Annotated in this window: 24 protein-coding genes and 1 pseudogene; 18 read left to right on the forward strand and 7 right to left on the reverse strand. The window is 70.0% G+C overall.

Features of this window, described 5'->3' with window-relative positions; genetic code table 11:
- Window positions 1-9 precede the first annotated feature (9 nt).
- The 16 genes and pseudogenes from ffh to ACIA5C_RS15075 all read left to right on the forward strand — a co-directional run.
- Window positions 10-1,578, forward strand: a complete 1,569-nt coding sequence (gene ffh / locus ACIA5C_RS15000) for a signal recognition particle protein (RefSeq protein WP_396054689.1) — start codon at window positions 10-12, stop codon at window positions 1,576-1,578.
- 76 nt (window positions 1,579-1,654) lie between these two features.
- Window positions 1,655-2,257, forward strand: a complete 603-nt coding sequence (locus ACIA5C_RS15005) for a Uma2 family endonuclease (RefSeq protein WP_396054691.1) — start codon at window positions 1,655-1,657, stop codon at window positions 2,255-2,257.
- 25 nt (window positions 2,258-2,282) lie between these two features.
- The gene (locus tag ACIA5C_RS15010) at window positions 2,283-3,359 is read left to right on the forward strand and encodes an amidohydrolase family protein (protein WP_396054693.1); all 1,077 of its coding nucleotides are present in this window, start codon (window positions 2,283-2,285) and stop codon (window positions 3,357-3,359) included.
- Window positions 3,360-3,438: 79 nt separating this feature from the next.
- Window positions 3,439-4,845, forward strand: coding sequence for a proline--tRNA ligase (proS, locus tag ACIA5C_RS15015; protein ID WP_396054695.1), 1,407 nt, complete (start codon window positions 3,439-3,441; stop codon window positions 4,843-4,845).
- 2 nt (window positions 4,846-4,847) lie between these two features.
- A complete protein-coding gene (locus ACIA5C_RS15020) occupies window positions 4,848-5,504 on the forward strand; it encodes a DUF402 domain-containing protein (protein ID WP_396054697.1) in 657 nt (218 codons plus the stop codon).
- Window positions 5,505-5,703: 199 nt separating this feature from the next.
- Window positions 5,704-6,252: a 30S ribosomal protein S16 gene (rpsP, locus tag ACIA5C_RS15025; RefSeq protein WP_396054699.1), complete on the forward strand. Its 549-nt coding sequence runs from the start codon at window positions 5,704-5,706 to the stop codon at window positions 6,250-6,252.
- Entirely contained in the window at window positions 6,230-6,487 is a 258-nt protein-coding gene (locus tag ACIA5C_RS15030; protein ID WP_014447131.1) for an RNA-binding protein, read from the forward strand. The genes rpsP and ACIA5C_RS15030 overlap by 23 nt, the downstream gene beginning before the upstream one ends.
- Window positions 6,488-6,493: 6 nt before the next feature.
- The gene (gene rimM / locus ACIA5C_RS15035) at window positions 6,494-7,063 is read left to right on the forward strand and encodes a ribosome maturation factor RimM (protein ID WP_396055603.1); all 570 of its coding nucleotides are present in this window, start codon (window positions 6,494-6,496) and stop codon (window positions 7,061-7,063) included.
- Window positions 7,064-7,065: 2 nt separating this feature from the next.
- A complete protein-coding gene (gene trmD / locus ACIA5C_RS15040; protein WP_396054701.1) occupies window positions 7,066-7,824 on the forward strand; it encodes a tRNA (guanosine(37)-N1)-methyltransferase TrmD in 759 nt (252 codons plus the stop codon).
- A gap of 120 nt (window positions 7,825-7,944) precedes the next feature.
- Window positions 7,945-8,301: a 50S ribosomal protein L19 gene (gene rplS, locus ACIA5C_RS15045; RefSeq protein WP_396054703.1), complete on the forward strand. Its 357-nt coding sequence runs from the start codon at window positions 7,945-7,947 to the stop codon at window positions 8,299-8,301.
- Window positions 8,302-8,473: 172 nt separating this feature from the next.
- Window positions 8,474-9,349 carry a signal peptidase I gene (lepB, locus tag ACIA5C_RS15050; RefSeq protein ID WP_396055605.1) on the forward strand — a complete coding sequence of 292 codons (876 nt, stop codon included), beginning with the start codon at window positions 8,474-8,476 and terminating at the stop codon, window positions 9,347-9,349.
- Window positions 9,346-9,999, forward strand: coding sequence for a signal peptidase I (lepB, locus tag ACIA5C_RS15055; protein WP_396054705.1), 654 nt, complete (start codon window positions 9,346-9,348; stop codon window positions 9,997-9,999). The genes lepB (ACIA5C_RS15050) and lepB (ACIA5C_RS15055) overlap by 4 nt, the downstream gene beginning before the upstream one ends.
- Before the next feature lie 47 nt (window positions 10,000-10,046).
- A complete protein-coding gene (locus ACIA5C_RS15060) occupies window positions 10,047-10,499 on the forward strand; it encodes an NUDIX hydrolase (RefSeq protein ID WP_396054707.1) in 453 nt (150 codons plus the stop codon).
- A complete protein-coding gene (locus tag ACIA5C_RS15065; RefSeq protein WP_396054709.1) occupies window positions 10,499-11,338 on the forward strand; it encodes a ribonuclease HII in 840 nt (279 codons plus the stop codon). Before ACIA5C_RS15060 ends, ACIA5C_RS15065 begins: the two co-directional genes overlap by 1 nt.
- Window positions 11,335-11,658: a DUF2469 domain-containing protein gene (locus tag ACIA5C_RS15070; protein WP_020517955.1), complete on the forward strand. Its 324-nt coding sequence runs from the start codon at window positions 11,335-11,337 to the stop codon at window positions 11,656-11,658. The genes ACIA5C_RS15065 and ACIA5C_RS15070 overlap by 4 nt, the downstream gene beginning before the upstream one ends.
- Before the next feature lie 69 nt (window positions 11,659-11,727).
- Window positions 11,728-12,081, forward strand: a pseudogene (locus ACIA5C_RS15075) (murein hydrolase activator EnvC family protein); the annotation flags it as partial.
- A gap of 105 nt (window positions 12,082-12,186) precedes the next feature.
- Here ACIA5C_RS15075 and ACIA5C_RS15080 read toward each other — a convergent pair.
- Both ACIA5C_RS15080 and ACIA5C_RS15085 read right to left on the reverse strand, forming a co-directional pair.
- Window positions 12,187-13,365 (reverse strand): aminotransferase class V-fold PLP-dependent enzyme, encoded by a 1,179-nt coding sequence (locus ACIA5C_RS15080; RefSeq protein ID WP_396054711.1) that lies wholly within the window; start codon window positions 13,363-13,365, stop codon window positions 12,187-12,189.
- Window positions 13,366-13,382: 17 nt separating this feature from the next.
- Window positions 13,383-14,318, reverse strand: coding sequence for a tyrosine recombinase XerC (locus ACIA5C_RS15085; RefSeq protein ID WP_396054713.1), 936 nt, complete (start codon window positions 14,316-14,318; stop codon window positions 13,383-13,385).
- Window positions 14,319-14,411: 93 nt separating this feature from the next.
- On the opposite strand from ACIA5C_RS15085, the gene ACIA5C_RS15090 reads away from it, so the two are divergent.
- Window positions 14,412-14,900 (forward strand): DUF6636 domain-containing protein, encoded by a 489-nt coding sequence (locus ACIA5C_RS15090; RefSeq protein WP_396054715.1) that lies wholly within the window; start codon window positions 14,412-14,414, stop codon window positions 14,898-14,900.
- Between the two features lie 44 nt (window positions 14,901-14,944).
- Here ACIA5C_RS15090 and ACIA5C_RS15095 read toward each other — a convergent pair whose 3' ends face one another.
- On the reverse strand, window positions 14,945-15,349 hold the full coding sequence (locus ACIA5C_RS15095) for a winged helix-turn-helix domain-containing protein (RefSeq protein ID WP_396054717.1): 405 nt from the start codon (window positions 15,347-15,349) through the stop codon (window positions 14,945-14,947).
- 1,238 nt (window positions 15,350-16,587) lie between these two features.
- A complete protein-coding gene (locus ACIA5C_RS15100; protein ID WP_396054719.1) occupies window positions 16,588-16,833 on the reverse strand; it encodes a hypothetical protein in 246 nt (81 codons plus the stop codon).
- Between the two features lie 1,383 nt (window positions 16,834-18,216).
- Here ACIA5C_RS15100 and ACIA5C_RS15105 point away from each other — a divergent pair.
- A complete protein-coding gene (locus tag ACIA5C_RS15105) occupies window positions 18,217-18,402 on the forward strand; it encodes a DNA-binding protein (RefSeq protein WP_396055607.1) in 186 nt (61 codons plus the stop codon).
- A gap of 154 nt (window positions 18,403-18,556) precedes the next feature.
- Here the strand turns inward: ACIA5C_RS15105 and dprA are convergent, their stop codons facing one another.
- From dprA to ACIA5C_RS15120, 3 genes are read right to left on the reverse strand one after another with little or no spacing between them, the layout of a single operon-like run.
- Window positions 18,557-19,720 (reverse strand): DNA-processing protein DprA, encoded by a 1,164-nt coding sequence (gene dprA, locus ACIA5C_RS15110; RefSeq protein ID WP_396054721.1) that lies wholly within the window; start codon window positions 19,718-19,720, stop codon window positions 18,557-18,559.
- The gene (locus ACIA5C_RS15115) at window positions 19,704-21,224 is read right to left on the reverse strand and encodes a YifB family Mg chelatase-like AAA ATPase (RefSeq protein WP_396054723.1); all 1,521 of its coding nucleotides are present in this window, start codon (window positions 21,222-21,224) and stop codon (window positions 19,704-19,706) included. The genes dprA and ACIA5C_RS15115 overlap by 17 nt, the downstream gene beginning before the upstream one ends.
- Window positions 21,224-21,583 carry a YraN family protein gene (locus ACIA5C_RS15120; protein ID WP_396054725.1) on the reverse strand — a complete coding sequence of 120 codons (360 nt, stop codon included), beginning with the start codon at window positions 21,581-21,583 and terminating at the stop codon, window positions 21,224-21,226. Before ACIA5C_RS15120 ends, ACIA5C_RS15115 begins: the two co-directional genes overlap by 1 nt.
- Window positions 21,584-21,649 lie beyond the last annotated feature (66 nt).

Consider the following 21,649-nt stretch of genomic DNA (forward strand, 5'->3'; position numbering starts at 1 on the left):
AGTTTTACTGTGTTTGACGCACTGAGTGACCGTCTGTCCGGAATCTTCACCAAGCTCCGCGGCAAGGGCAAGCTCACCGATGCCGACATCGACGCCACGGCGCGCGAGATCCGTCTCGCCCTGCTGGAGGCGGATGTCGCGCTGCCCGTGGTCAGGGCGTTCGTCAACAACCTGAAGGAACGGGCCCGCGGCGCCGAGGTGTCGCAGGCCCTCAACCCGGCCCAGCAGATCATCAAGATCGTCCACGAGGAACTGATCAACATCCTCGGCGGCGAGGGCCGGCGGCTCCAGTTCGCCAAGCAGCCCCCGACCGTGATCATGCTGGCCGGCCTCCAGGGCGCCGGCAAGACCACTCTCGCCGGCAAGCTGGCCCGCTGGCTCAAGGGTCAGGGCCACCAGCCGATGCTGGTCGCGGCCGACCTCCAGCGCCCCAACGCGGTCCAGCAGCTGCAGGTCATCGCGGGCCGGGCCGGCGTCGACATCTACGCGCCCGAGCCGGGCAGCGGCGTCGGCAACCCGGTCCAGGTCGCGAAGGACTCGATCGAGGTCGCCAAGCGCACCGCCAAAGACATCGTCATCGTCGACACCGCCGGCCGCCTCGGCATCGACGAGGAGATGATGCAGCAGGCGCGCGACATCCGCGACGCGGTCGACCCCGACGAGACCATCTTCGTGATCGACGCGATGGTCGGCCAGGACGCCGTGCAGACCGCCGAGGCGTTCCGCGACGGCGTCGGCATCACCGGCGTGGTGCTCTCCAAGCTCGACGGCGACGCCCGCGGCGGTGCCGCGCTGAGCGTCCGGCACGTGACCGGCGAGCCCATCCTCTTCGCGTCGACAGGTGAAAAGCTCGAAGATTTCGACCTCTTCCACCCCGACCGCATGGCCAGCCGCATCCTCGGCATGGGCGACGTTCTGACCCTCATCGAGCAGGCCGAACAGGCCTTCGACGAGGATCAGAAGGAGAAGATGACCGGCAAACTGCTCGCCGGTGAGCAGTTCACGCTGGAAGACTTCCTCGACCAGCTGATCGCCGTACGGCGCATGGGCCCGATCGCCAACATCCTCGGCATGATGCCGGGCATGGGCCAGATGAAGGACCAGCTGGCCGAGCTCGACGACAGCCACTTCGACCGGATCACCGCGATCATCCGCTCGATGACCCCGCAGGAACGCACCAACCCCAAAATCATCAACGGCTCCCGCCGCGTCCGCATCGCCAACGGCTCCGGCATGACGGTCATGGACGTCAACCAGCTGCTCAACCGCTTCGCCGACGCGCAAAAGATGATGAAGCAGATGAGCGGCATGATGGGCCTGCCGGGCGGCCGCCGCAAGGCCACGAAGAGCCCGAAGAACAAGCGCAAGGGCGGCAAGGGCGGCTCGTCCCGCCCCCGCGCGGGCGCCGGCGGCTTCCCCGCGGGCTTCCCGGGCGGCATGCCCCAGCTCCCGCCGGGCATGGACCCGGGCGCCCTGGGCGGCGGTGGCGGCCAGGGTCTCCCGCCCGGCTTCAAGCTCCCCAACCTCGACTTCAGCAAGCTCAACAAGCCAAAGCGCAACGACGGCGACAAGAGCTGAGCGAACGACAACTTGGCATAGAGAACCTAGTCAAGGGGCTAGTAGCATGGGCGGTGATCGCATCGAGGAGGAATCGATGACCGCTGTGATGCTCCCGGTCGACCCGCACCTGCTGGAGCGGGACGACCTGACCGTCGACGACCTGGTGGACCTTCCCGACGATCTTCGTTATGAGTTGATCGAGGGAAGGCTGATCTTGACCCCCGTCGGACTCCCTATCCACCAGGTCCTCGAGATGAGGGTCGCCAACGCCATCGAGGAAAACTGCCCGGACGACTTCGTCGTCAACGTCGAGCAGGCCCTCCTCAAGAACCGACGCAACGAGTTCCGTCCCGACGTCCTGCTTCTTCATGAGAAGGGGGCCGGCCGGTCACCGGTCCTGCCGTCCGACGTGCCGTTGGTGGTCGAGATCGTTTCCGAGTCGTCCCGATTCACCGACCGCCGGCAAAAGCTGAAGTGGTACGCGGAGCTGGGGATCCCGGCTTACTGGATCGTCGACCCGCTCGCGATGCGGATCACGCTGACCGTCTTCCGGCTCGGCTCCGACGGGCGATATCGCCCGCAGCTCCAGACCGATGAGCTCGTCACGCTGGAGGAGCCGTGGAAGGTGACGCTCGATCTGCCGGCGTGGACGCGGAAGCGGGACCGGCTTCGGGCGGCGGCGTCGGCTGACGTGTGATGCGGTGATCGGGTAGGACTTACGCATGGCGTTGCATGTGCGTGGGGCGGTGCTGCCCGAAGGGGACGTTCGCGATCTGTGGCTGGTGGGGGACCGGGTCACGTTCGAGCCGGTCGCCGGGGCCGAGACGGTCAGTGACGGTGGGTTCGTGGTGCCGGGGCTGGTTGATGCGCACTGTCACCTCGGGATCGCGTACGGGGCTACGCCGATCACCGGGCTCGACCAGGCGCGGGAGCTGGCGGCGACCGATCGGGACGCGGGGGTGCTCGCGCTGCGCGATGCCGGCTCGCCTTACCCGTACCCGGAACTTGAGGACGAACCCGGCGTGCCTCGCCTCGCCCGCGCGGGCCGGCACGTGGCCGCGCCCCGGCGCTACCTGCGTGACGTCGGCATCGAGGTGGCCGCGGCCGACGTCGCGGCGACCGTGACCGAACAGGCGAAGGCCGGGAACGGCTGGGTCAAGCTGGTCGGCGACTGGATCGACCGCGGGGTGGGCGATCTGGCGCCGTCGTGGGATGCGGCGACCATGGCCGCGGCGGTCGAGGCCGCGCACGCCGCCGGTGCCCGGGCGGCCGTGCACACGTTCTCCGAGGAGGGCGTCGACGTCATGGTGCGGGCCGGGGTCGACTCGGTCGAGCACGGCACCGGGCTCTCCCTCGACCTGATCGACGAGATGGCCCGGCGGGGGACCGCGCTGGTGCCCACGATGATCAACATTCGGACGTTCGGCGGGATCGCCGAGCAAGCGCGCGCGAAGTTCGCCGGGTACGCCGACCACATGATCGCTCTGCGGGACCGGTTTCCGGAGGTGGTGCGGGCCGCCCACGAGGCCGGCGTCCCGATCTACATCGGCACCGACGCCGGTGGCGGCATCCGGCACGGGCTGGTGGCCGAGGAGATGCTGATCATGGAGGAGGCCGGGCTGCCCGCGGCCGACATCCTGGCCGGCGCCTCCTGGAAGGCCCGGGAGTGGCTGGGTTTCCCCGGCCTGGTCGAGGGCGGCCTGGCCGACCTGGTCGTCTACCCGGAGGACCCGCGCCGCACCCTGGCCGTCACCCGGCACCCGAGCCGCATCGTGCTGCGCGGCCGGGTGGTCAAGTGACGCCCGCCCCGCCCGTCTCCAAGAGAGACGCGATGCCCTCCCGGTGGGTTGCAGGGCGGTCCGACTAGGATGCCGTCTCATGGCTCGTGTGCTCACTGAACGTGCGGAAGACTTCCCCCGCTGGTACCAGGACGTCATCGCCAAGGCGCAGCTGGCCGACAACGGCCCGGTGCGCGGCACGATGGTGATCCGGCCGGTCGGTTATGCCATCTGGGAGCGCATGCAGGCCGACATGGACGCCCGCATCAAAGAGGCGGGCGTGCAGAACGCGTACTTCCCGCTGTTCATCCCCGAGAGCTACCTGCGCCGCGAGGCCAACCACGTCGAGGGCTTCTCGCCCGAGCTGGCCGTGGTCACCCACGCCGGCGGCAAGCAGCTGGCCGAGCCGCTGGTCGTCCGCCCCACGAGCGAGACCGTGATCGGCGAGTTCATGGCCAAGTGGGTCGACTCCTACCGTGACCTGCCGCTGCTGCTCAACCAGTGGGCCAACGTCGTGCGGTGGGAGCTGCGGCCGCGCACGTTCCTGCGCACCACCGAGTTCCTCTGGCAGGAGGGGCACACCGCCCACGCCTCCGAGGCCGACGCCCGCGAGCACGCCCGCGACATCCACAAGAACGTCTACCAGGCGTTCATCGAGGAGATCCTGGCCATCCCGGTGGTGCCCGGCCGCAAGACCAAGGGCGAGCGGTTCGCCGGTGCCACCAACACCATGACCGTCGAGGCCATGATGGGCGACACCAAGGCGCTCCAGATGGGCACGTCGCACGAGCTGGGGCAAAACTTCGCCAAGGCGTTCGACATCACGTACTCGTCGGCGGCCGGCACGGTCGAGCACGCCTGGACCACCTCGTGGGGCACGTCGACCCGCATGGTCGGCGGCCTGATCATGGTGCACGGCGACGACAACGGCCTGCGGCTGCCGCCGCGGCTCGCGCCGATCCAGGTGCAGGTCATGGTGGTGAAGGCGGGCGAGGGCGTCGTCGAGGCGGCGGCCAAGCTGCGCGATTCGCTCAAGGCCGCGGGCGTACGCGTGAAGCTCGACGACCGCGCAGACATCCCGTTCGGCCGGCGGGCCGTCGACGCCGAACTCCAGGGCATCCCGATTCGCATCGAGGTCGGGCCGCGCGACCTGGCGACCGGCAACGTGGTGGTGGCCCGCCGGGTCGACGGCACGAAGGCGCCGGCCGCGCTCGACGACGTGGTCGACGACGTGGTCGCCGCGCTCAAGGCCGACCAGCAGCGCCTCTTCGACGACGCGCTGGCCTTCCGCGAGGAGCGGACGGTCGACGTCAAGACGCTGGGCGACGCGATCGAGGCGGCGCAGACCGGCTGGGCCCGGGTGCCGTGGTCGGCGGTCGGCGAGTCGGGCGAGAAGGAGGCGAACGGCAAGGCCGTCACCGTCCGCTGCCTGACCCGCGAGGACGGCACGATGCCCGACTCGGACGACGAGCCGAACCTGATCGCCGTACTGGCTCGTTCCTACTGATCGTGACGTTTGCACCGGGCCGGCTCCTGCTTCACCGTGACACCCACTGCGGCCGGATCGCGTTCGTGCACCCCACGCGGGTGATTTCCGACGACGACCGCGGGCTTCTCGTCTGGCTGGCCCGCGGCTCGGTCCTGGCGGTCGAGCGGACGCTGGACGATCGCGGCCCGCGCGACATGCCGTTTCCCGAGTGGGCGGCGGCGGCCAAGCAGCCGCAAATCTCCACCTGGCAGGGGCCGGGGGTGCTGCGTTTCTTCCCGGCCGGCGCCGACCATTCGGTCTGGTTCTTCCGCACCGACGAGGGCGACTTCACCAACTACTACGTCAACCTCGAGGAGAGCGCGGTCCGCTGGGACGACGGCGATGTCATCGGCATCGACGTGATCGACCAGGACCTCGACATCGTCGTCACCCCGGACCGGCGCTGGGAGTGGAAGGACGAGGACGAGTTCGCCGAGCGCCTGGGCTTCCCCGAGCACTACTGGGTGCCCGACGAGGCCGCCGTGTGGGCCGAGGGACGCAAGGTGATCAAGGAGATCGAGGCGGGGGAGTTCCCGTTCGACGGCACCTGGACCGACTTCCGCCCGGATCCGTCCTGGCCCGTCCCGACCGAGTTGCCGCCCGGCTGGGACCGCCCGGTGATGGTCCGCCGGGCGTGATTTGCCGCTTTTCACCGGGACCTGCCGCCCGATTGGGAGCCGACCCCCTTCATCTGGCAGAATGAACGACTGGTATCCGGCTCGCGCGAGGCGCCCTCTAACCCCTCGACGCGCGGCCAGTCCATGAGGCTTCGGTCCCACAACCCCACGTGGGGTCCGAACGGCTCGACCCACGCAGTCATCAGGAGCGAAGAGAACCGTGGCCGTTAAGATCCGGCTTCTGCGGATGGGCAAGATCCGCAACCCGCAGTACCGCATCGTCGTCGCCGACTCGCGCACCAAGCGCGACGGCCGCGCCATCGAGTACGTCGGCATCTACCAGCCGAAGGAACACCCTTCGGTCATCCAGGTGAAGTCCGAGCGCGTGCAGTACTGGCTCTCCGTCGGCGCACAGCCGAGCGAGGCCGTCCAGCGCATCCTGGAGAAGACCGGCGACTGGCAGCAGTTCAAGGGCCTGCCGGCCCCGCCGCCGCTGCTCGTGGCCGAGCCCAAGAAGAGCCGCATCGAGGTCTACGAGGCGGAGGCCAAGGCCGCCGCCGGCGTCGCCGAGCCCACCACCAAGCCGGCCAAGACCGCCAAGAAGTCCGCTGCCGCCCCGGAGGCCGCCGCGGCCAAGCCGGAGCAGACCAAGGTCGTGGAGCGGGCCGAGCCCAACCGCGAGGCCGTGGCCGAAACCGCGGAGGACCCGGCCGGTGCCGGTGCTGCCAACGCAGAGGGAACGTCCGGTGCCGGCGCCGACGCGAGCTGACGGGGCGCTCCGGCCGGCGCTGGAGCACCTCGTCAAGGGCATCGTCGACAACCCGGACGACGTCCGGGTACGGCTGGTCGACTCGCGCCGCGGCAAGCGGCTCGAGGTCCGTGTGCACCCGGAGGACCTGGGAACGGTCATCGGGCGCGGCGGGCGTACGGCCAAGGCCCTGCGGCAGGTCATCGGGTCGATCGGTGGGCGCGGCATCCGCGTCGACATCGTCGACGCGTACTGATCGATGCTGCTCGTAGTAGGCCAGATCGGTAAGCCGCACGGGGTCCGGGGCGAAGTCTCGGTCGCCGTGCGCACCGACGAGCCCGAGGAGCGTTTCGTCGCCGGTTCGGTGTTCACCACGGAGGTCCCGCGGGACCGCCGGGTGAGCACCGGGTCGGCGACGGCCACTTCCGCCCCGGGTGTGCCCTATCAGGTTCCCGCCCAGCTGGTCGTCGAGTCGATCCGCTGGCATCAGGGTCGCGCCATCATCGGTTTCGAGGGCGCCCACGACCGCAATGTCGCCGAGGCGCTGCGCGGCGTCCTGTTGCAGGTCGACAGCGCGGAGCTGGCCCCGCCGGACGACCCGGACGAGTTCCACGACCATCAGCTGATCGGTCTGCGCGTCGAGTCGCTGGACGGCTCCGCGCTCGGCACGGTCGACCGCATCGACCACGCGCCGTCGTCCGATCTGATCGTCCTCAAGAAGGCGACCGGCGGCGTCGCGCTGATCCCGTTCGTCAGTCAGATCGTCCCGACCGTCGACCTGCGCGGCGGCCGCATCCAGGTCGATCTGCCCGAGGGACTGCTGGATCTCTGACCATGCGTGTCGACGTCATCTCGATCTTCCCCGACTACTTCGCGCCGCTCGACCTCTCGCTGATCGGCAAGGCGCGCACCACGGGCGCCCTCGACCTGGCCGTGCACGACCTGCGCACCTGGACCAGCGACGTGCACCGCACGGTCGACGACAGCCCGTACGGCGGTGGCCCCGGCATGGTGATGCGCCCCGAGCCGTGGTCGCAGGCGCTGGACGCGGTCGGCCCGGGCACCCTGGTCGTGCCGTCCCCGGTCGGTAAGCCGTTCACCCAGGCCGACGCCCACGAACTGGCGGCGATCGACCACCTGATCTTCGCCTGCGGCCGCTACGAGGGCATCGACCAGCGGGTGATCGACGACGCCGCCGACCGGATGCCCGTACGCGAGGTCTCACTCGGCGACTACGTGCTGTTCGGTGGCGAGGTCGCGGTGCTGGTGATCCTGGAGGCGGTCACCCGGCTGCTGCCCGGGGTGCTGGGCAACTCCGAGTCGCTGACCGAGGAGTCGCACGCGGCCGGTCTGCTCGAGGCCCCGATGTACACCAAGCCGGCCTCGTGGCGCGGTCGTGAGGTGCCGGAGGTGCTCCGGTCCGGTGATCACGGGCGGATCGCGCGCTGGCGGCGTACGGAATCGTTGTTGCGCACGGCGTCGCGCCGGCCCGATCTTTTCGCGGCCTATCCTCCCGAGCGGTTGGACAAGCGCGATCGCGCGGCGATCGACGAGGCCGGATTTCGGATCCCGGGGTCGGGTGTGGCAGAGTAGTGAGGTTGCCGCTTTCCCCCGCGCCGCGAGGGAAAACGAGGATCTTCAGGACCAGTGGGAGATCAGAATGACCGCCGGCACACCAAACACCTGGTGTGCATTAGCACCGAGGATGCAGCGATGAACACGCTGGACGCTCTCGACGCCCAGTCGCAGCGCACCGACATTCCCGATTTCCGGGCCGGCGACACCGTCAAGGTGCACGCCCGGGTCGTGGAAGGTAACCGTTCCCGCGTCCAGGTCTTCCAGGGCGTGGTGATCGCACGGCACGGCGCCGGCCTCCGGGAGACCTTCAAGGTCCGGAAGATCAGTTTCGGCGTCGGCGTCGAGCGGACCTACCCGCTCCACAGCCCGCAGATCGACCGGCTCGAGATCGTGAGCCGTGGTGACGTGCGCCGCGCCAAGCTCTACTACCTTCGTGAGCTCCGTGGCAAGAAGGCCAAGATCAAGGAGCTTCGGGAGAAGCAGCCCGTCTGATCCACATCGATCCGGCATGGGCGAACTATGCTTGCCCGAATGCCGGATGGGATCAGTGTGAACCCTTCCAGCACTACCGCCCGTAAGACCTCGCGAGGGGATACTCGGGCGGTAGTGCTGTATCCGGGGCGGTTCGGCCGGTCGGCGGCGGGAGATGTGAAGCGTGGAACCGATGCAAGGCTATCGACCTTCCGAGCGGCGGCGATCGTTGATCCGCCGCAAGGAAATGCCGCTCTGGCAGGAGTTGCCGCTGCTGCTGGTGGTGGCGTTCTGCCTGGCCGTGCTGATCCGTACGTTCCTGGTGCAGGCCTTCTACATCCCCAGCAAGTCGATGGAGAAGACGCTGCTGGTCGGCGATCGGGTTCTGGTCAACAAGGTCGTCTATGACGTGCGCGACCCGGTGCGGGGCGAGGTCCTGGTGTTCCGGGGCACCGACAACTGGGCGCCCGAGGTCAGCGAGCCGATCAGCAACAGCTTCGCGGCCAAGCTCGGACGCACCGTCGGCGATCTCGTCGGGGTAAGCCGCCCGGGTGAACGTGACTTCATCAAGCGGGTGATCGCCCTGCCGGGCGACAAAGTCGCCTGCTGTGACGACAAAGGTCGAATCACGGTCAACGGGGTCGGCATCGACGAGCCCTATATCGCCGACGGATACAACTCGGATCTCAATCAGCCGCCCAATCCGTCCCAATGCACGAGCCGGCGGTTCACGGAAGTGACCATCCCTGCGGGTGAGATGTTTGTCATGGGTGACCATCGGGCCGTCTCGCAGGATGCTCGATGTCAGGGGCCTGTGCCGATCAAGAACGTGATCGGCCGGGCATTCGTCATCGTCTGGCCGAGCAGCCGGTTCACCAGCCTGCCCGTGCCCGACGTCTGGAAGACGTACGCCGCCGACCATCCCAGCGCGTCGGCCGAGCACACGCTCCGCGCCGGCGGTGGCAGCCCGAGCACTGACTTTTTCGTCCTCCCGTTTCTACTAAGTGCCGCGTTATCCGCGCGTTCCGGACTGCCGTTGGCGACGCGGCGTCGTAGGCTCCCCTCGTGATTGACGAGCAGACCGAGAAGCCCCGCCGCAGTTCGTTCTGGCGCGAGCTTCCCATCCTGGTGACTGTCGCGATTGTGGTCGCCGTCCTCGTGCGGGCGTTCGTGCTGCAGACGTTCTACATCCCGTCCGGCTCGATGGAGCACACGCTCAACATCTGGGACCGTGTGCTGGTCAACAAGCTCGTCTACGACTTCCGTGACCCGCACCGTGGCGAGATCATCGTCTTCAAGGCACCGACGCTGTGGCAGCACGGCGACGAGGGCCAGGACTTCATCAAGCGCATCATCGGCATCCCCGGCGACCGGGTGACCTGCTGCGACTCCCAGCACCGTCTGTCGATCAACGGGCACGTGCTCGACGAGCCGTACATCTACCGCGACGCCGACGGCGTCCAGGAGCCGGCCGCCGACACCAACTTCGAAATCACGGTGCCGCCCGGTCGCCTCTGGGTGATGGGTGACCACCGCCTGGAGTCGGGCGACTCGCTCGAAAACTACAAGGACACCGGCGGCGACATCCAGAAGTCGACGATCCCCGAGGATTCGGTGGTCGGCCGCGCCTTCACGATCTTCTGGCCGGTCAGCCGGGCCCACTGGCTCTCGGTGCCGGACGGCTACGACGACATCCCCGATCCGCCGGCCGCCAAATAGCCCTGGGCCGGTCGAAAGATCCACGCCGGGCGCAATAGGCTTGGTCGGTGACCGTAATCGACCGCCGCGCCGCCCGGGTGTTGCTCGTCGACGCGGCCGGGCGCACGCTGCTGCTCCACGGCGGCGATCCGGCCCGGCCCGGGCGCCGCTGGTGGTTCACCCCCGGCGGCGGGCTGCATGACGGCGAGACGCCGGCTCAGGGCGCCGCGCGCGAGTTGCTGGAAGAGACCGGGCTGCGGGTCCGGCCGGCCGACCTGGGCGAGCCGATCTGGCACCAGGTCACCGAGTTCAGCTACGACGGCCGTGACTACCGCCAGGATCAGGATTTCTATCTCCTGCGGGTCGCCGAGTGGCAGGTCGACACGGCCGGCATGGAGGCCGACGAGCAGGAGACGATCACCGAGCACCGATGGTGGTCGGCGGCCGAGCTCGAGGCCAGCGACGAGCAGATCTTCCCCGAGGACATCGCGGCACTGCTGCGCCGGCAGGGAGGCTTCTGATGCTCGCGCCCACCCGCACCGTGATCCGCCGCGAGAGCGGCATCTACGCCCTCGAGCGTGCCCTGCAGCGCCGCGGCTTCCGGCACGTGGCCGGCGCCGACGAGGCCGGCCGGGGAGCCTGTGCGGGCCCGCTGGTGGCGGCCGCCGCCATCCTCCCCGAGGGCAAGCGCGGCGAGATCGACGAGCTGGCCGACTCCAAACTGCTCACCCCGGCCGCCCGCGAGCGGGTCTACGCGCAGGTCGTCGACCGTGCCCTCGCCTGGTCCGTCATGATCATCCCGGCCACCGAGGTCGACGCACGCGGCCTCCACGTCTGCAATCTCGCGGCGATGCGCCGCGCGCTCGCGTCGCTCGAGACCCAGCCGGAGTACGTGTTGACCGACGGTTTCCCGGTCGACGGGCTGGGCGTGCCCGGTCTCGCGGTCTGGAAGGGCGACCGGGTCGCCGCGTGCGTGGCGGCGGCCAGCGTGCTCGCGAAGGTCACCCGGGACCGCATCATGGTGGAGCTGGACGGGCAGTTCCCCGGCTACGGTTTCGCGGTGCACAAGGGCTACATCACCGACGAGCACAGCGCCGCCCTGCTGCGGCGCGGCCCGTGCGCCGAGCACCGGTTCTCGTACGTGAACGTCGCCGCGGTCTCCGGCCGCGGCAACCGGCCGCCGCGGGCCCGCCGCCCGGCCGTGATCCCCGCTCCGTCGCTGTTCGACGACGCATCTTCGCCCGTGCCGACGGTGCTTCCGAGCCAAGCTGCGGGTACCGTCGGCGTGGCGTCGGGCGAGCAGCCTCAGCCGTCGGCGTCGGTGGGGGAAGATGAGGCCATGGAGGGCGAGAAGCGATGAGCGCAGAGGATCTCGAGAAGTACGAGACCGAGATGGAGCTGCAGCTCTACCGGGAGTACCGCGACATCGTCCGCCAGTTTTCCTACGTGGTGGAGACCGAGCGCCGGTTCTATCTGGCCAACCAGGTCGACCTCCACGTGCGTAACTCGGACGGGGAAGTCTATTTCGAGGTCGAGATGCACGACGCCTGGGTCTGGGACATGTACCGCCCGGCCCGGTTCGTCAAGAACGTGCGCGTGATGACCTTCAAGGATGTCAACGTCGAGGAACTGGAGAAGCCCGACATCTCCTTACCCGACGACGCGGGGTTCGGCAGCTAGTTATCCACAGTCTCGCGTTGTCCACAGGGGTGGTCGCGGGAGCGGGGAGAAATCGGCAGCCTGGTCGGCATGCCGGTTCTGGTGTTGTTGCTGATCTTTCTGGGGTGGGTGACGCCTTTCCGGGCGGCCTACGGGTGGCCTGTCGTCCCCTCGCGGGTGGTGCGGGCGTTCCATCCACCGGCCGCACCATGGCTGCCAGGGCACCGCGGGGTTGACCTCGCGGCGGCGCCGGGCGCAGTGATTCGGGCGGCCGGGGCCGGGCGGGTGGTCTACGCCGGCTCGCTGGCCGGTCGCGGCGTGGTCAGCGTGCAGCATCCGGACGGGCTGCGCACGACCTACGAGCCGGTGACACCGTCGGTGGCGGCGGGTGATGCGGTCGGACCAGGGAGTCCGCTCGGCGTGCTCGAGCCCGGTCATCCGGGGTGTCCGGTGGCCGCCTGTCTGCACTGGGGCCTGCGGCGCGGCGATCTCTATCTCGACCCGCTGGCCCTGCTCGGCCTGGGCCGCGTCCGGCTGCTTCCGGTCGCCTCAACGCTGATAGGCGGTCAGCGCGGCCGGCAGGCGCTCGGCGAGCCGGTCATATTCGTCGGCCCGGTTGTAGACCTGGGCACTCAGCCGCAGCAGGCCGCGGCCGTTCCAGCTGCTCACCTGCGCCTCGGTGGCCAGCTTGTCGGCGATGTATTGACGAAGCGACAGCGCCTCGGCCGCATTCGTGGCCAGACCGGCCGGCAGCGGCACGACCCGCATCGAGATCTCGGGATCGGCCGGCTCCAGCAGGTCGGCCGGGTCCACGTCCAGCGCGGCCCCGACGACCCGCTGACCGTGGGCGGCCAGCGCCCCGTTGTGCTTGCGCACCGCGTCCCAGCCCAGCGATCGCAGGGTGAAGAGACCGATCGGTGCGGCCAGCCAGGGGGTGTAATCGATCGTCCCCTGATATTCGACCGAGAGCGGGAAGCCCTGCTCGTGCTCCCACGAGACGACCAGCGGCTCGATCCGGCGGCGCCAGGCCGGTGCGACCGCCAGCAGTGCCGTGCCGCGCGGGGCGAAGGCCCACTTGTGCAGGTTGCCGACCCAGAAATCGGCGCCCAGAGCGCTGACGTCGACCGGCAGCATCCCGGGCACGTGAGCGGCGTCGGCCAGCACGGGAATCTCGTGCTCGTGGGCGGCCGCGACCACCTCGCACGCGGGGAAGAGCTTGGCCGTCGCCGAGCTCAGATGTTCGACGATCAGCAGCTTCGTCTTGCCCGGTCGCAAGGCCGCACGCACGCGGGAGACGATCTCGGCGTCCGAGGCACCGAGCGGAAGCGAGACCGACCGTACGGTCGCGCCGGCCCGGCGGCAGTGGCGGCGAACGGCGAGATCGACCGCGCCGTAGACGTGATCGGTCAGCAGCACCTCGTCGGCCGATTCGAGCCGCACCGACTGCAGCACCAGCGAGATGCCGGTCGTGGTGTTGGCGACGAGCGCGCTGCCCTCGGGGTCGGCGCCCAGAAAACCGGCCAGGTGACGTCGCGTGTGGATGATGCGGTCGACCACGCCGCCGCCGTAGAAGCGCACCGGATTCGACTCGATCTCGTCGCGGATCCGTTGCTGGGCGCGCTGCACGGCGATCGGCACGGCGCCGAACGAGCCGTGATTCAGAAAGGACACCGCGGGATCGATGGAGAAGAGCAGGCGGGCGCCTGGAAAGGCGGCGGGCGGCGGCACTTTTCGATCGTACGGGGTCAGGCGCGGGGGTGTGCCTGTTTGAAGGCGGCGCGGAGGCGCTCGGTCGACACGTGGGTATAGATCTGGGTGCTCGACAGCGCGGCATGACCGAGCAGATCCTGTACGGCGCGCAGGTCGGCGCCGCCGTCGAGCAGGTGGGTGGCGGCGGAGTGGCGCAGGTCGTGCGGACTGGTGTGCGGCAGCCCGGCGGCGAGCGCGGCGTCACGGACGAACCGGCGTACGACGGTCGGCTGGAGGCGGCCGCCCTTGACGCCGACGAAGAGTGCGTCGCTCCTGCCGTCCTTGACCAGCGCGGGGCGGCCGTGCCGGAGCCAGTCGTCGAGGGCACGCTGAGCGGGAAGGCCGTAGGGGACGGCCCGCTCCTTGGCGCCCTTGCCGAAGACGCGAACGACCCGCCGGGCCTCGTCGACGTCGGCTCGGTCGAGGCCGCACAGTTCGCTGACCCGCACACCGGTGGCATAGAGCAGTTCGAGCACCGCCCGGTCGCGCAGCGCCTCCGGGTCGCGGGCCCGGTTGTCAGCGGTCGGGCTGGTCACTAGATCGGCGGCCTGGTCGGCGCGGAGCACGGTCGGCAGCTCGCGGTGGGCGCGTGGGCTGGCCAGGTGGGCGCCCGGGTCGGCCGGGATACGGCCGGTGCGGTGGGCCCACCCGGTGAAGGTGCGGGCCGCGGCGGCGCGGCGGGCTTGAGACGTACGTGCGGCGCCGGTCCTCTGGCGTGCGGCCAGCCATGACCGGAGCACGCCGAGGTCGAGGTCGTCGGGGCCGGCGCAGCCGGCGCGCGCGGCGTGGTCGAGCAACGAGACGACGTCGCCGACGTACGCGCGTACGGTGTGCGCCGACCGATTGTCGACCCGCGCGAGATGATCGCCGAAGTCGTCCACCGCCTGCCGCATCGCCGTCGGCAGGCGTTCGTGCATCTCCCGGGTGTCCATCGCTGTCGACGGTCATCGCTGCGGCCGGCCGGGTCAAGTCCCCCGCCCGGTGTGTCGCGGGCGTTGCCCGGGGCACCTAGACTGCCGCTCACTATGGCGGTCAACCCGAAGCTTGCGGCCCTGATGCTGGTGGTGGCGTTGGCCGGATGCGGTTCCCCCGGTTCGTCGCCCGATGTCCCGGCCTCGGCGACGCCGAGCGCGCGGACCGGTTTAGGAGCCCCGTCCCCGGTGGTGAGCGTCGTCGCGTCGGCGAACTTCCAGTCGCCGTCCAAGAACATCACCTGCGATCTGACCACCGGCGCCGTGCGCTGCGAAATCATCAAGCGCGACTGGGAACCACCGCCGAAACCGGCGAGCTGCGAGCTCGGCTGGGGCCACGGCATGTCCATCGAGAACGGCAGAGCCGACTTCGTCTGCGCCGGCGACACCGTCATCGGCACGGCATCGGAAGTCCTGCCCTACGGTTCGTCGCTGCGGGCCGGAAACGTCCAGTGCGACAGCGGAAACGTCTCGCTGCGGTGCGTCGACGAGAAGTCGCAGCACGGCTTCACGCTGGCCGTCGCCGACTACAACCTCTTCTGAGCGTTCTTGTCACACCCCGGCCGTAGCCTTCCGGCATGAGCCGGTCAGGGGCGGGTGAGCCGCACACGGTCGGCCGGGTGAACGGTCTCGGTGCCGTCGGCCGCGGTCACGACCAGCACCGGCACGCCCTCACCGAGCCGATATTTCCGTCGCTCGGCGTCGGTCGGCATGCGGGCGCTCGCCCGTTCGCCCCGCCCCAGCGTGACCAGTTCCGTCGCCTCCGGCACCCGCACGAAGGTGCCGCGCGGGCGATCGACGGTGACCAGCCCCTCGGTGCGCAGCTGTCCGATCGCCTGGCGCACCGTGGTGCGGCTGATGCCATATTCCTGCGCGAGGCGGAGCTCGCTGGGCAGCGCTTCCCCTGGGCCGAGCTCGCCCGACTCGATCTGGTTGCGCAGCAGATCGGCCAGCTGGCGGAACACCGCACGGTCCGCGGAAGGATCGATCACGCAACTCACTTTACGTGGCCACGATGCTCCATCGCATTGTCCGTACAGCGTTCTGTCGGTATGATGTAACCGCCGCACTGAGAAGGCCAAGACTTGATCGGGCGGCAGGGCGGGCGGCGGTCCTCAAGGGCCGCCCAGCGGCCTGGTCGCCGCCCGTTCTTCCGCTCCGGAGGGCCGCCCTCCGGAGCGGCTGTTGCGCCCGGCCGGGCCGCTCCAACGTGGAGGGACCGGCGCGCCACTTCTTCGGCGAGGTAGGGCCGGCGGCGATTGTCTTGAATGTCGTTGCTGCGGGCCCGCCTCCAGTTGCGCTGAGCCGCGGAGAGGTCCCGGCCGCATGACCTACGTGATTGGCGATCGAGCCTGGACGGACACGGGTCGGTGACGCCGCCGGGCCGCTGCCGATGACCGGTTGGTAGTCGGGCGGCGGACCACCGAGCCGGAGTGACCGTGCGGCCAGATGAGTCGCCGGGTTGGACATTGCCGGGTTTCGTGCTGCATCGGCTCGATGTTGCAGGGCTTGGTGTCGGCGGCTTGATGGGGTGCGGGCTCAGGTGGCTGGGTGGCGTGGCGCACTACATGAGCTCGAGTGACTGGCTGGATCGGAGCTGCAGGGCTTGGTCGCTGCGCGATTTTGGTGGGCGGCAAGGGCTTGGATGGGTGGCTGGGCGCATGGGTGGCTGGGCGCATGGGTGGCTGGGCGCATTGGTGGCTGGGCGCATGGGTGGCTGGGCGCATTGGTGGCTGCGCGGCTTGTCGGTGCAGGGTTCGGTGCTACGACGGCCGGGTGGCGTTGGTGGTCTTGTGAGTGCGGGGGCTTCGGTGCTGCGGCGGCCGGGTGGCGTTGGTGGCTGCGCGGCTTGTGGTGCGAGGCCTGTTGCTGCGAGGGCTCTGTGGCTGCGACGGCCGGGTCGCATTGGTAGTCCTGCGGCTCTCGGTGCCGGCTCTCGGTGCCGGCTCTCGGTGCTGCGAGAGCTGATGGCTGCGACGGCGGGGTGCCGCGGCTGTGTTGGCGCCCCGGGAGGTGCGGTAAGGGCGGTCCGCTGCGGTGCGGGTCGGCTTCCACGGCTGTTGCCGGGTCGCGGTGGTGCGGCGCCTTCGCCAGGGGGACGAAGGCGCCGCGTCGGGCCGGCGATTCGCAGGGCGCTTGCGGCGCCGGCCCGATCGGGGTGTGGCATCGGAGGAGCTCATCTTTCGGACGGCTCATCGGCAATGGGTCCCGCCTGGTGGGGATGTTCGCGTCAGCGGCTTATCCAGGCGAGGAACCGCTCGTACAGGTCAGATGGCGCTGCAGCGCCGTTTACGGTCAGGTCGATGAGGGCGTCGTGCATCTGCGCCGTCAGGTAGATCGCCAGCACGGACGGAAACCCTTGGAACTCCGCGGCCAGGCTGGCTTTGGCGTTCGCGCACGGCCAGGAATCGCCGCACGTCCGGCAATCCCACGAAGGACGATCGTAAAGGTGTTCCGCGTCCTGCACCGCCGTCAAGTTGTCCCCCACAAGCCCGTCGGCCCGGGCCAATTCGGTGCCCTTTCTCGTACGCGACGCGAACCCGTCCAGCGGCTGGGGCCATCCGCTCAGGAGTCCGGTCGCTGCCTCCCTATCGGGACTCGCGCTGCCGCTCCGCCGGACCACATCGTCCGGCGGAGCCCGGATACGCAGCTCACCTAGACATCAGTCGAATCAAATAGGCTCCTTTCGCCACGCTTCATCGGGATGTCCCGAGCGGCCGGCCCCGGCCACGCGGGTGGACCTGGCCCCTCCGGGCGACTGGACCATCCAGCGAGCGCCGCGCCCTCCGACAAGACCGCGCTGCCCGGCAGGTCGCGCCGTCCGGCAAGGGCCGCGCTGTCGAGCAAGGACCCCGCTGTCGGGGAAGAGCGGGCCGCCGAGCAAGAACGGGCCGCCGAGCAAGAACGGGCTGTCGAGCAAGAACGGGCTGTCGCGCAAGGGCCCCGCTCTCGAGCAAGAGCGGCTGCTTGGCAAGGCCGTGTCGCTCGGCAGGGGCTGGCTGCTCCGAAAGGGCCGAACCGTTCGCAAGGGCGGGGCCGTTCGGAAGGGCCGATCTGTTTGCAAGTCCTATCTGTTCGCAAATGCCGATCCGTTCGCAAATGCCGATCCGTTCACAGGGGCCGATCCGTTCGCAAAAGGCCGGCGTTCGCAAATGCCGATCCGTTCGCAAAAGGCCAGACCGTTCGCAAAGGCCAGACCGTTCGCAAAGGCCAGACCGTTCGCAAAGGCCAGACCGTTCGCAAAGGCCAGACCGTTCGCAAAAGGCCAGACCATTAGGAATGGCGAGCCGTGAGGAAAGGCCAGACCGTCGGAAAGAACTGGGCCGTTCGCAAACCCCGGGCCGCCCCGAACGAAGGGCGCCGCCCAGCAGGACTGGCTGCTCCGGGCGACCGGACCACTCGGCATGACTAGGCGTCGTGCGGCACGCGATCGGCCCGGCCGTCTCAACGAGGGGGATCGGCGGCCGGGCCGACGATCACCAGCGGGGGTAGGTCACATGGCGGTTGGCCATGCTCGGGCGGCCGCCGGCCACCCCGTGCGTGGCCGGCGGACCCACGCCGCCGTGATCGTTGTCGCCCGGCCGTTGTGGACGGTCGGACGTGGGGAGGGGGCGAGTCGTCATGGCGGTGAGCCGTCGATCGACGCAGGGAGCGGGCAGGCCGCAACTGCATCGTCGCCAAAGCTTTCGCCAGTCACGCCGGTGTGCAGGAACGATGGGGACCGGCTCTATTGTCACGCGTCGCCTAGTCATGGGGACAGCATAGATGACTAGTGACTAGATGTCTCCTATCAACTTTGCGATTGACTAATAGTCTCACGCCTACGGTCGATCATGTGGCAGTGAAACCGATCCGGCTCATGGGCGCGCACGAGATTCGCATCCGCCTGGGCGGGGTCAGTCGTCAGCGGGCATACCAGATCACCAGCCGTGCCGACTTCCCGAAGCCGCTCGCCGACCTGGCGCAGGGCAAGGTGTGGGCGACCGAGGATGTCGAGGCGTGGATGAAAGTCCATCGTCGCGACCTGGACGACTCCGAGGACTGACTGACCGGCACCGCGGAACCAGGCATCGAGGACCAGGCGCGACCCCCACGGTCGCGCCTGAGTCATTTCCGGGTAGGTGAGAATCCGAACCGCGAACCAGTGCCCAAACGCTAGCTAAAATTGCGTCGCTAAACGGCGTCCGCCGGAATCAGAGCTATTTCACGAGCGCCACCCCGCCCTCGCGCCGCTCGACCAACCCCGCCAGCTCGAGCAGAGACAACCGTCGCAGCACCGTGCGGACGGCCAGCCCGGCCCGGACCGCCAGCTCCTCCGGCGCGATCGTCCCCTTGCGCGGCACCGCCTCAAGCACCAGCGCCGATTCCTCGTCCAGGTCGTCCCGCCGCTGGGCCGGGCCGCGGACCGGCTCGGCCCAGTACTCGCCGATCCGCCCGACCCCTTCAAGCACGTGCGCGGCCTCGGTGACCAGCATCGCGTCCGGGTGGTTGCGCAGCAGTTCGTGGCATCCGACCGACATGGCCGAAGTGACCGGCCCCGGCACCACCATGGCCGGCCGGTTGAGCGCGAGCACCCGGTTCATCGTCTGGCTGGCCCCGCTGCGGGCCGCCGCCTCGACCAGGACTGTTCCCGCCGTGGCCGCCGCGATCACCCGGTTGCGGATGAGAAAGCGATGTCTCTGTGGCTCGGAGCCGGGCGGCCACTCGCTGATCAGGAGGCCCGATTCGGCGATCCGCTCGAACATCGCCGCGTTGCCGGCCGGGTAGGGGCGATCGACCCCGCAGGCCAGCACCGCGACCGTCCGCCCCTCGGCGGCCAGCGCGCCCAGATGAGAGGCGGCGTCGATGCCGAAGGCACCGCCCGAGACGACCGTCCACCCGGCGGCGGCCACGCCGTAGGCGAGTTCGGTCGCCACATGCCGGCCGTAGTCGGTGGCCGCGCGAGCGCCGACGATCGCGACCGAACGCCCCAGCCACTCGTCGAGGCGGCCGGCGCCGCGGGCCCAGAAGCAGAGCGGCGGCCGCACGTGCTGGTTGATCGTCCCGGCCGCGTCCAGCTCGAGCGCCGACAGTTCGTCGACCCGGGACGGCCATTCGTCGTCGGCCGGCACCACGATCCGGGCGCCCAGCCGCTCGGCCCGGAGCAGCGTTTCTCCGGCCATCGTGCGGGGGTCGGCACCGGCGAACCGGGTCTGGACCGCCGTGCGTAACGCTGCCGTCGGGGCGCCGCCGTGCAGCAGTCGTTCGAGGGTCGCCGGGGCGCCCGCCTCCTGGACCATCGCCCACACCGTCCGGTTGCCCGGCTCGGTCACCGTCGTCAGCGCCACTCGCGCGGCCCGGTCGGCATCATCTCCCGGCGTCACGGGACTCTCCCATCCGCAGTTGCAGAGCCTCGTCGACCTCGCCGCGGCCGGGGCGTTCGCGTCCGTCGAGATCGCTGATCGTCCACGCCAGGCGCAGAACGCGATCAAAACCTCGTGCGGACAGGACGCCCCGGTCGACGGACGCGTGCAGCCCCGCAGTGTCGGTGGCGGGCAGGCGCCACGGCTCGCGCCGGAGGTCCGGGCCGGGCACCGCCGCATTGACCCGTTTCCAGCGCGCGACCGCGGCCTCCCGGGCTTGTGCCACCCGCTTTGCCACCTCGGCCGATGGGATGGCCGGCTCCGCCGCGGTGATCAGCTGAGCCGCGGTGAGGGGCCGCAGCGTGACGCGGATGTCGATGCGGTCGAGCAGAGGGCCGGAGAGCCTTGACATGTAGCGGCGCCGGGCGGTCGGCGCGCACGTGCAGTATTGGTCGCCGGCCGAGGACGCGCACGGGCACGGATTGGCGGCGATCACGAGTTGCACCTGGGCCGGGAACTCGGTGGTGCCGCGGGCGCGCGCCAGCACGATCCGGCCGCTCTCCAAGGGCTGCCGCAGAGCCTGCAGGCTGGCCCGGGCGATCTCCGGCGCCTCGTCGAGGAACAGGACTCCGCGGTGGGCCAGCGACAATGCGCCCGGCTGGGCCAGCCCGGAGCCGCCGCCGACCAGGGCGGCCGAGCTGGCGGTGTGGTGTGGTGCCTGGAAGGGTGGGCGGCGGATCAGCCGGCCGGAGGACGGCAGGACGCCGGCGATCGAGTGCAGCGCGGTGACTTCGAGCGCGGCCGCGTCGTCCAGCTCGGGGAGGATCGACGGGAGGCGCTCAGCCAGCATTGTCTTGCCCGAGCCGGGCGGCCCGAAGAGCGCCAGGTGATGGCCGCCGGCCGCCGCGACCTCGAGCCCGTACCGGCCGAGCTCCTGCCCGGCGACGTCGGCCAGGTCGGGTCCGGTCTCGGCGGGTGGTGACCCGAGCGGCGGGGGATCGAGCAGCGGAGCGGTGCCGCGCACGAAGTTGATCAGGCCGCGGAGCGAGTCGACGGCTCGTACGGTCAGTCCGGGGACGATGGTGGCCTCGCCGGCGTTGCCGAGGGGGACAATCACCCGGGTCAGTCCGGCCTGAGCGGCTGCGGCGACCATCGGCAGCACGCCCCGGACCGGGCGGACCGTGCCGTCCAGCCCCAGCTCGCCGAGCAGGACCACCCCGTCGAGCGCGGCCAGCGGCAGCTCGCCCGCGCTGGCCAGCATGGCCGTGGCGATGGCCAGATCGAACGAGCTGCCGTGTTTGGGCAGGGCGGCCGGTAGCAGGTTGACCGTCATCCGCCGGTTGGGCCAGGTCTCCCCGGAGTTGACCACCGCCGCCCGCACGCGATCGCGGGCCTCGTGCAGGGCGGTGTCGGGCAGCCCGGTGAGCAGCACCGCGGGCAGGCCGGCCGACAGGTCGGCCTCCACCTCGACGACGTGACCGGCGACCCCGATCAACCCGACGCAGAAGACACGGGCGTAACTCATCAGAACGCCCCGCGGATGTGCTGCACCTGCGGACCGCCCCGGCGCTGCGGCAGCACCTCGACCACGTCGAAGCGCATCGCGTGCGGGCGTACGCCGGTCTGGTCCAGCCAGAGACCGGCCAACCGGCGCAAACGGCGTACCTTATTGGCCGTGACCGCCGCCGCCGGCGGCCCGAAGCCGTCGCCCCGCCGGGTTTTGACTTCGCAGAAGACCACGTCGTCGCCATCGCGCAGCACCAGGTCGAGTTCGCCGTCGGGGCATCGCCAGTTGCGGTCGAGCACGACCAGCCCTTGATCTTGCAGGTGGCGTGCGGCGACCCGCTCGCCGTACGCCCCGACCGCCTGTCTTTCCGTCGTCATGGCGCCCAACCGTGCCGGATCCCGGAGATCCATAGGACAGCCTGTGGATATCCACGGAGCGCAATT

The organism is Actinoplanes sp. NPDC051343 (assembly GCF_044455125.1).
In the GTDB taxonomy this organism is placed as follows: domain Bacteria; phylum Actinomycetota; class Actinomycetes; order Mycobacteriales; family Micromonosporaceae; genus Actinoplanes.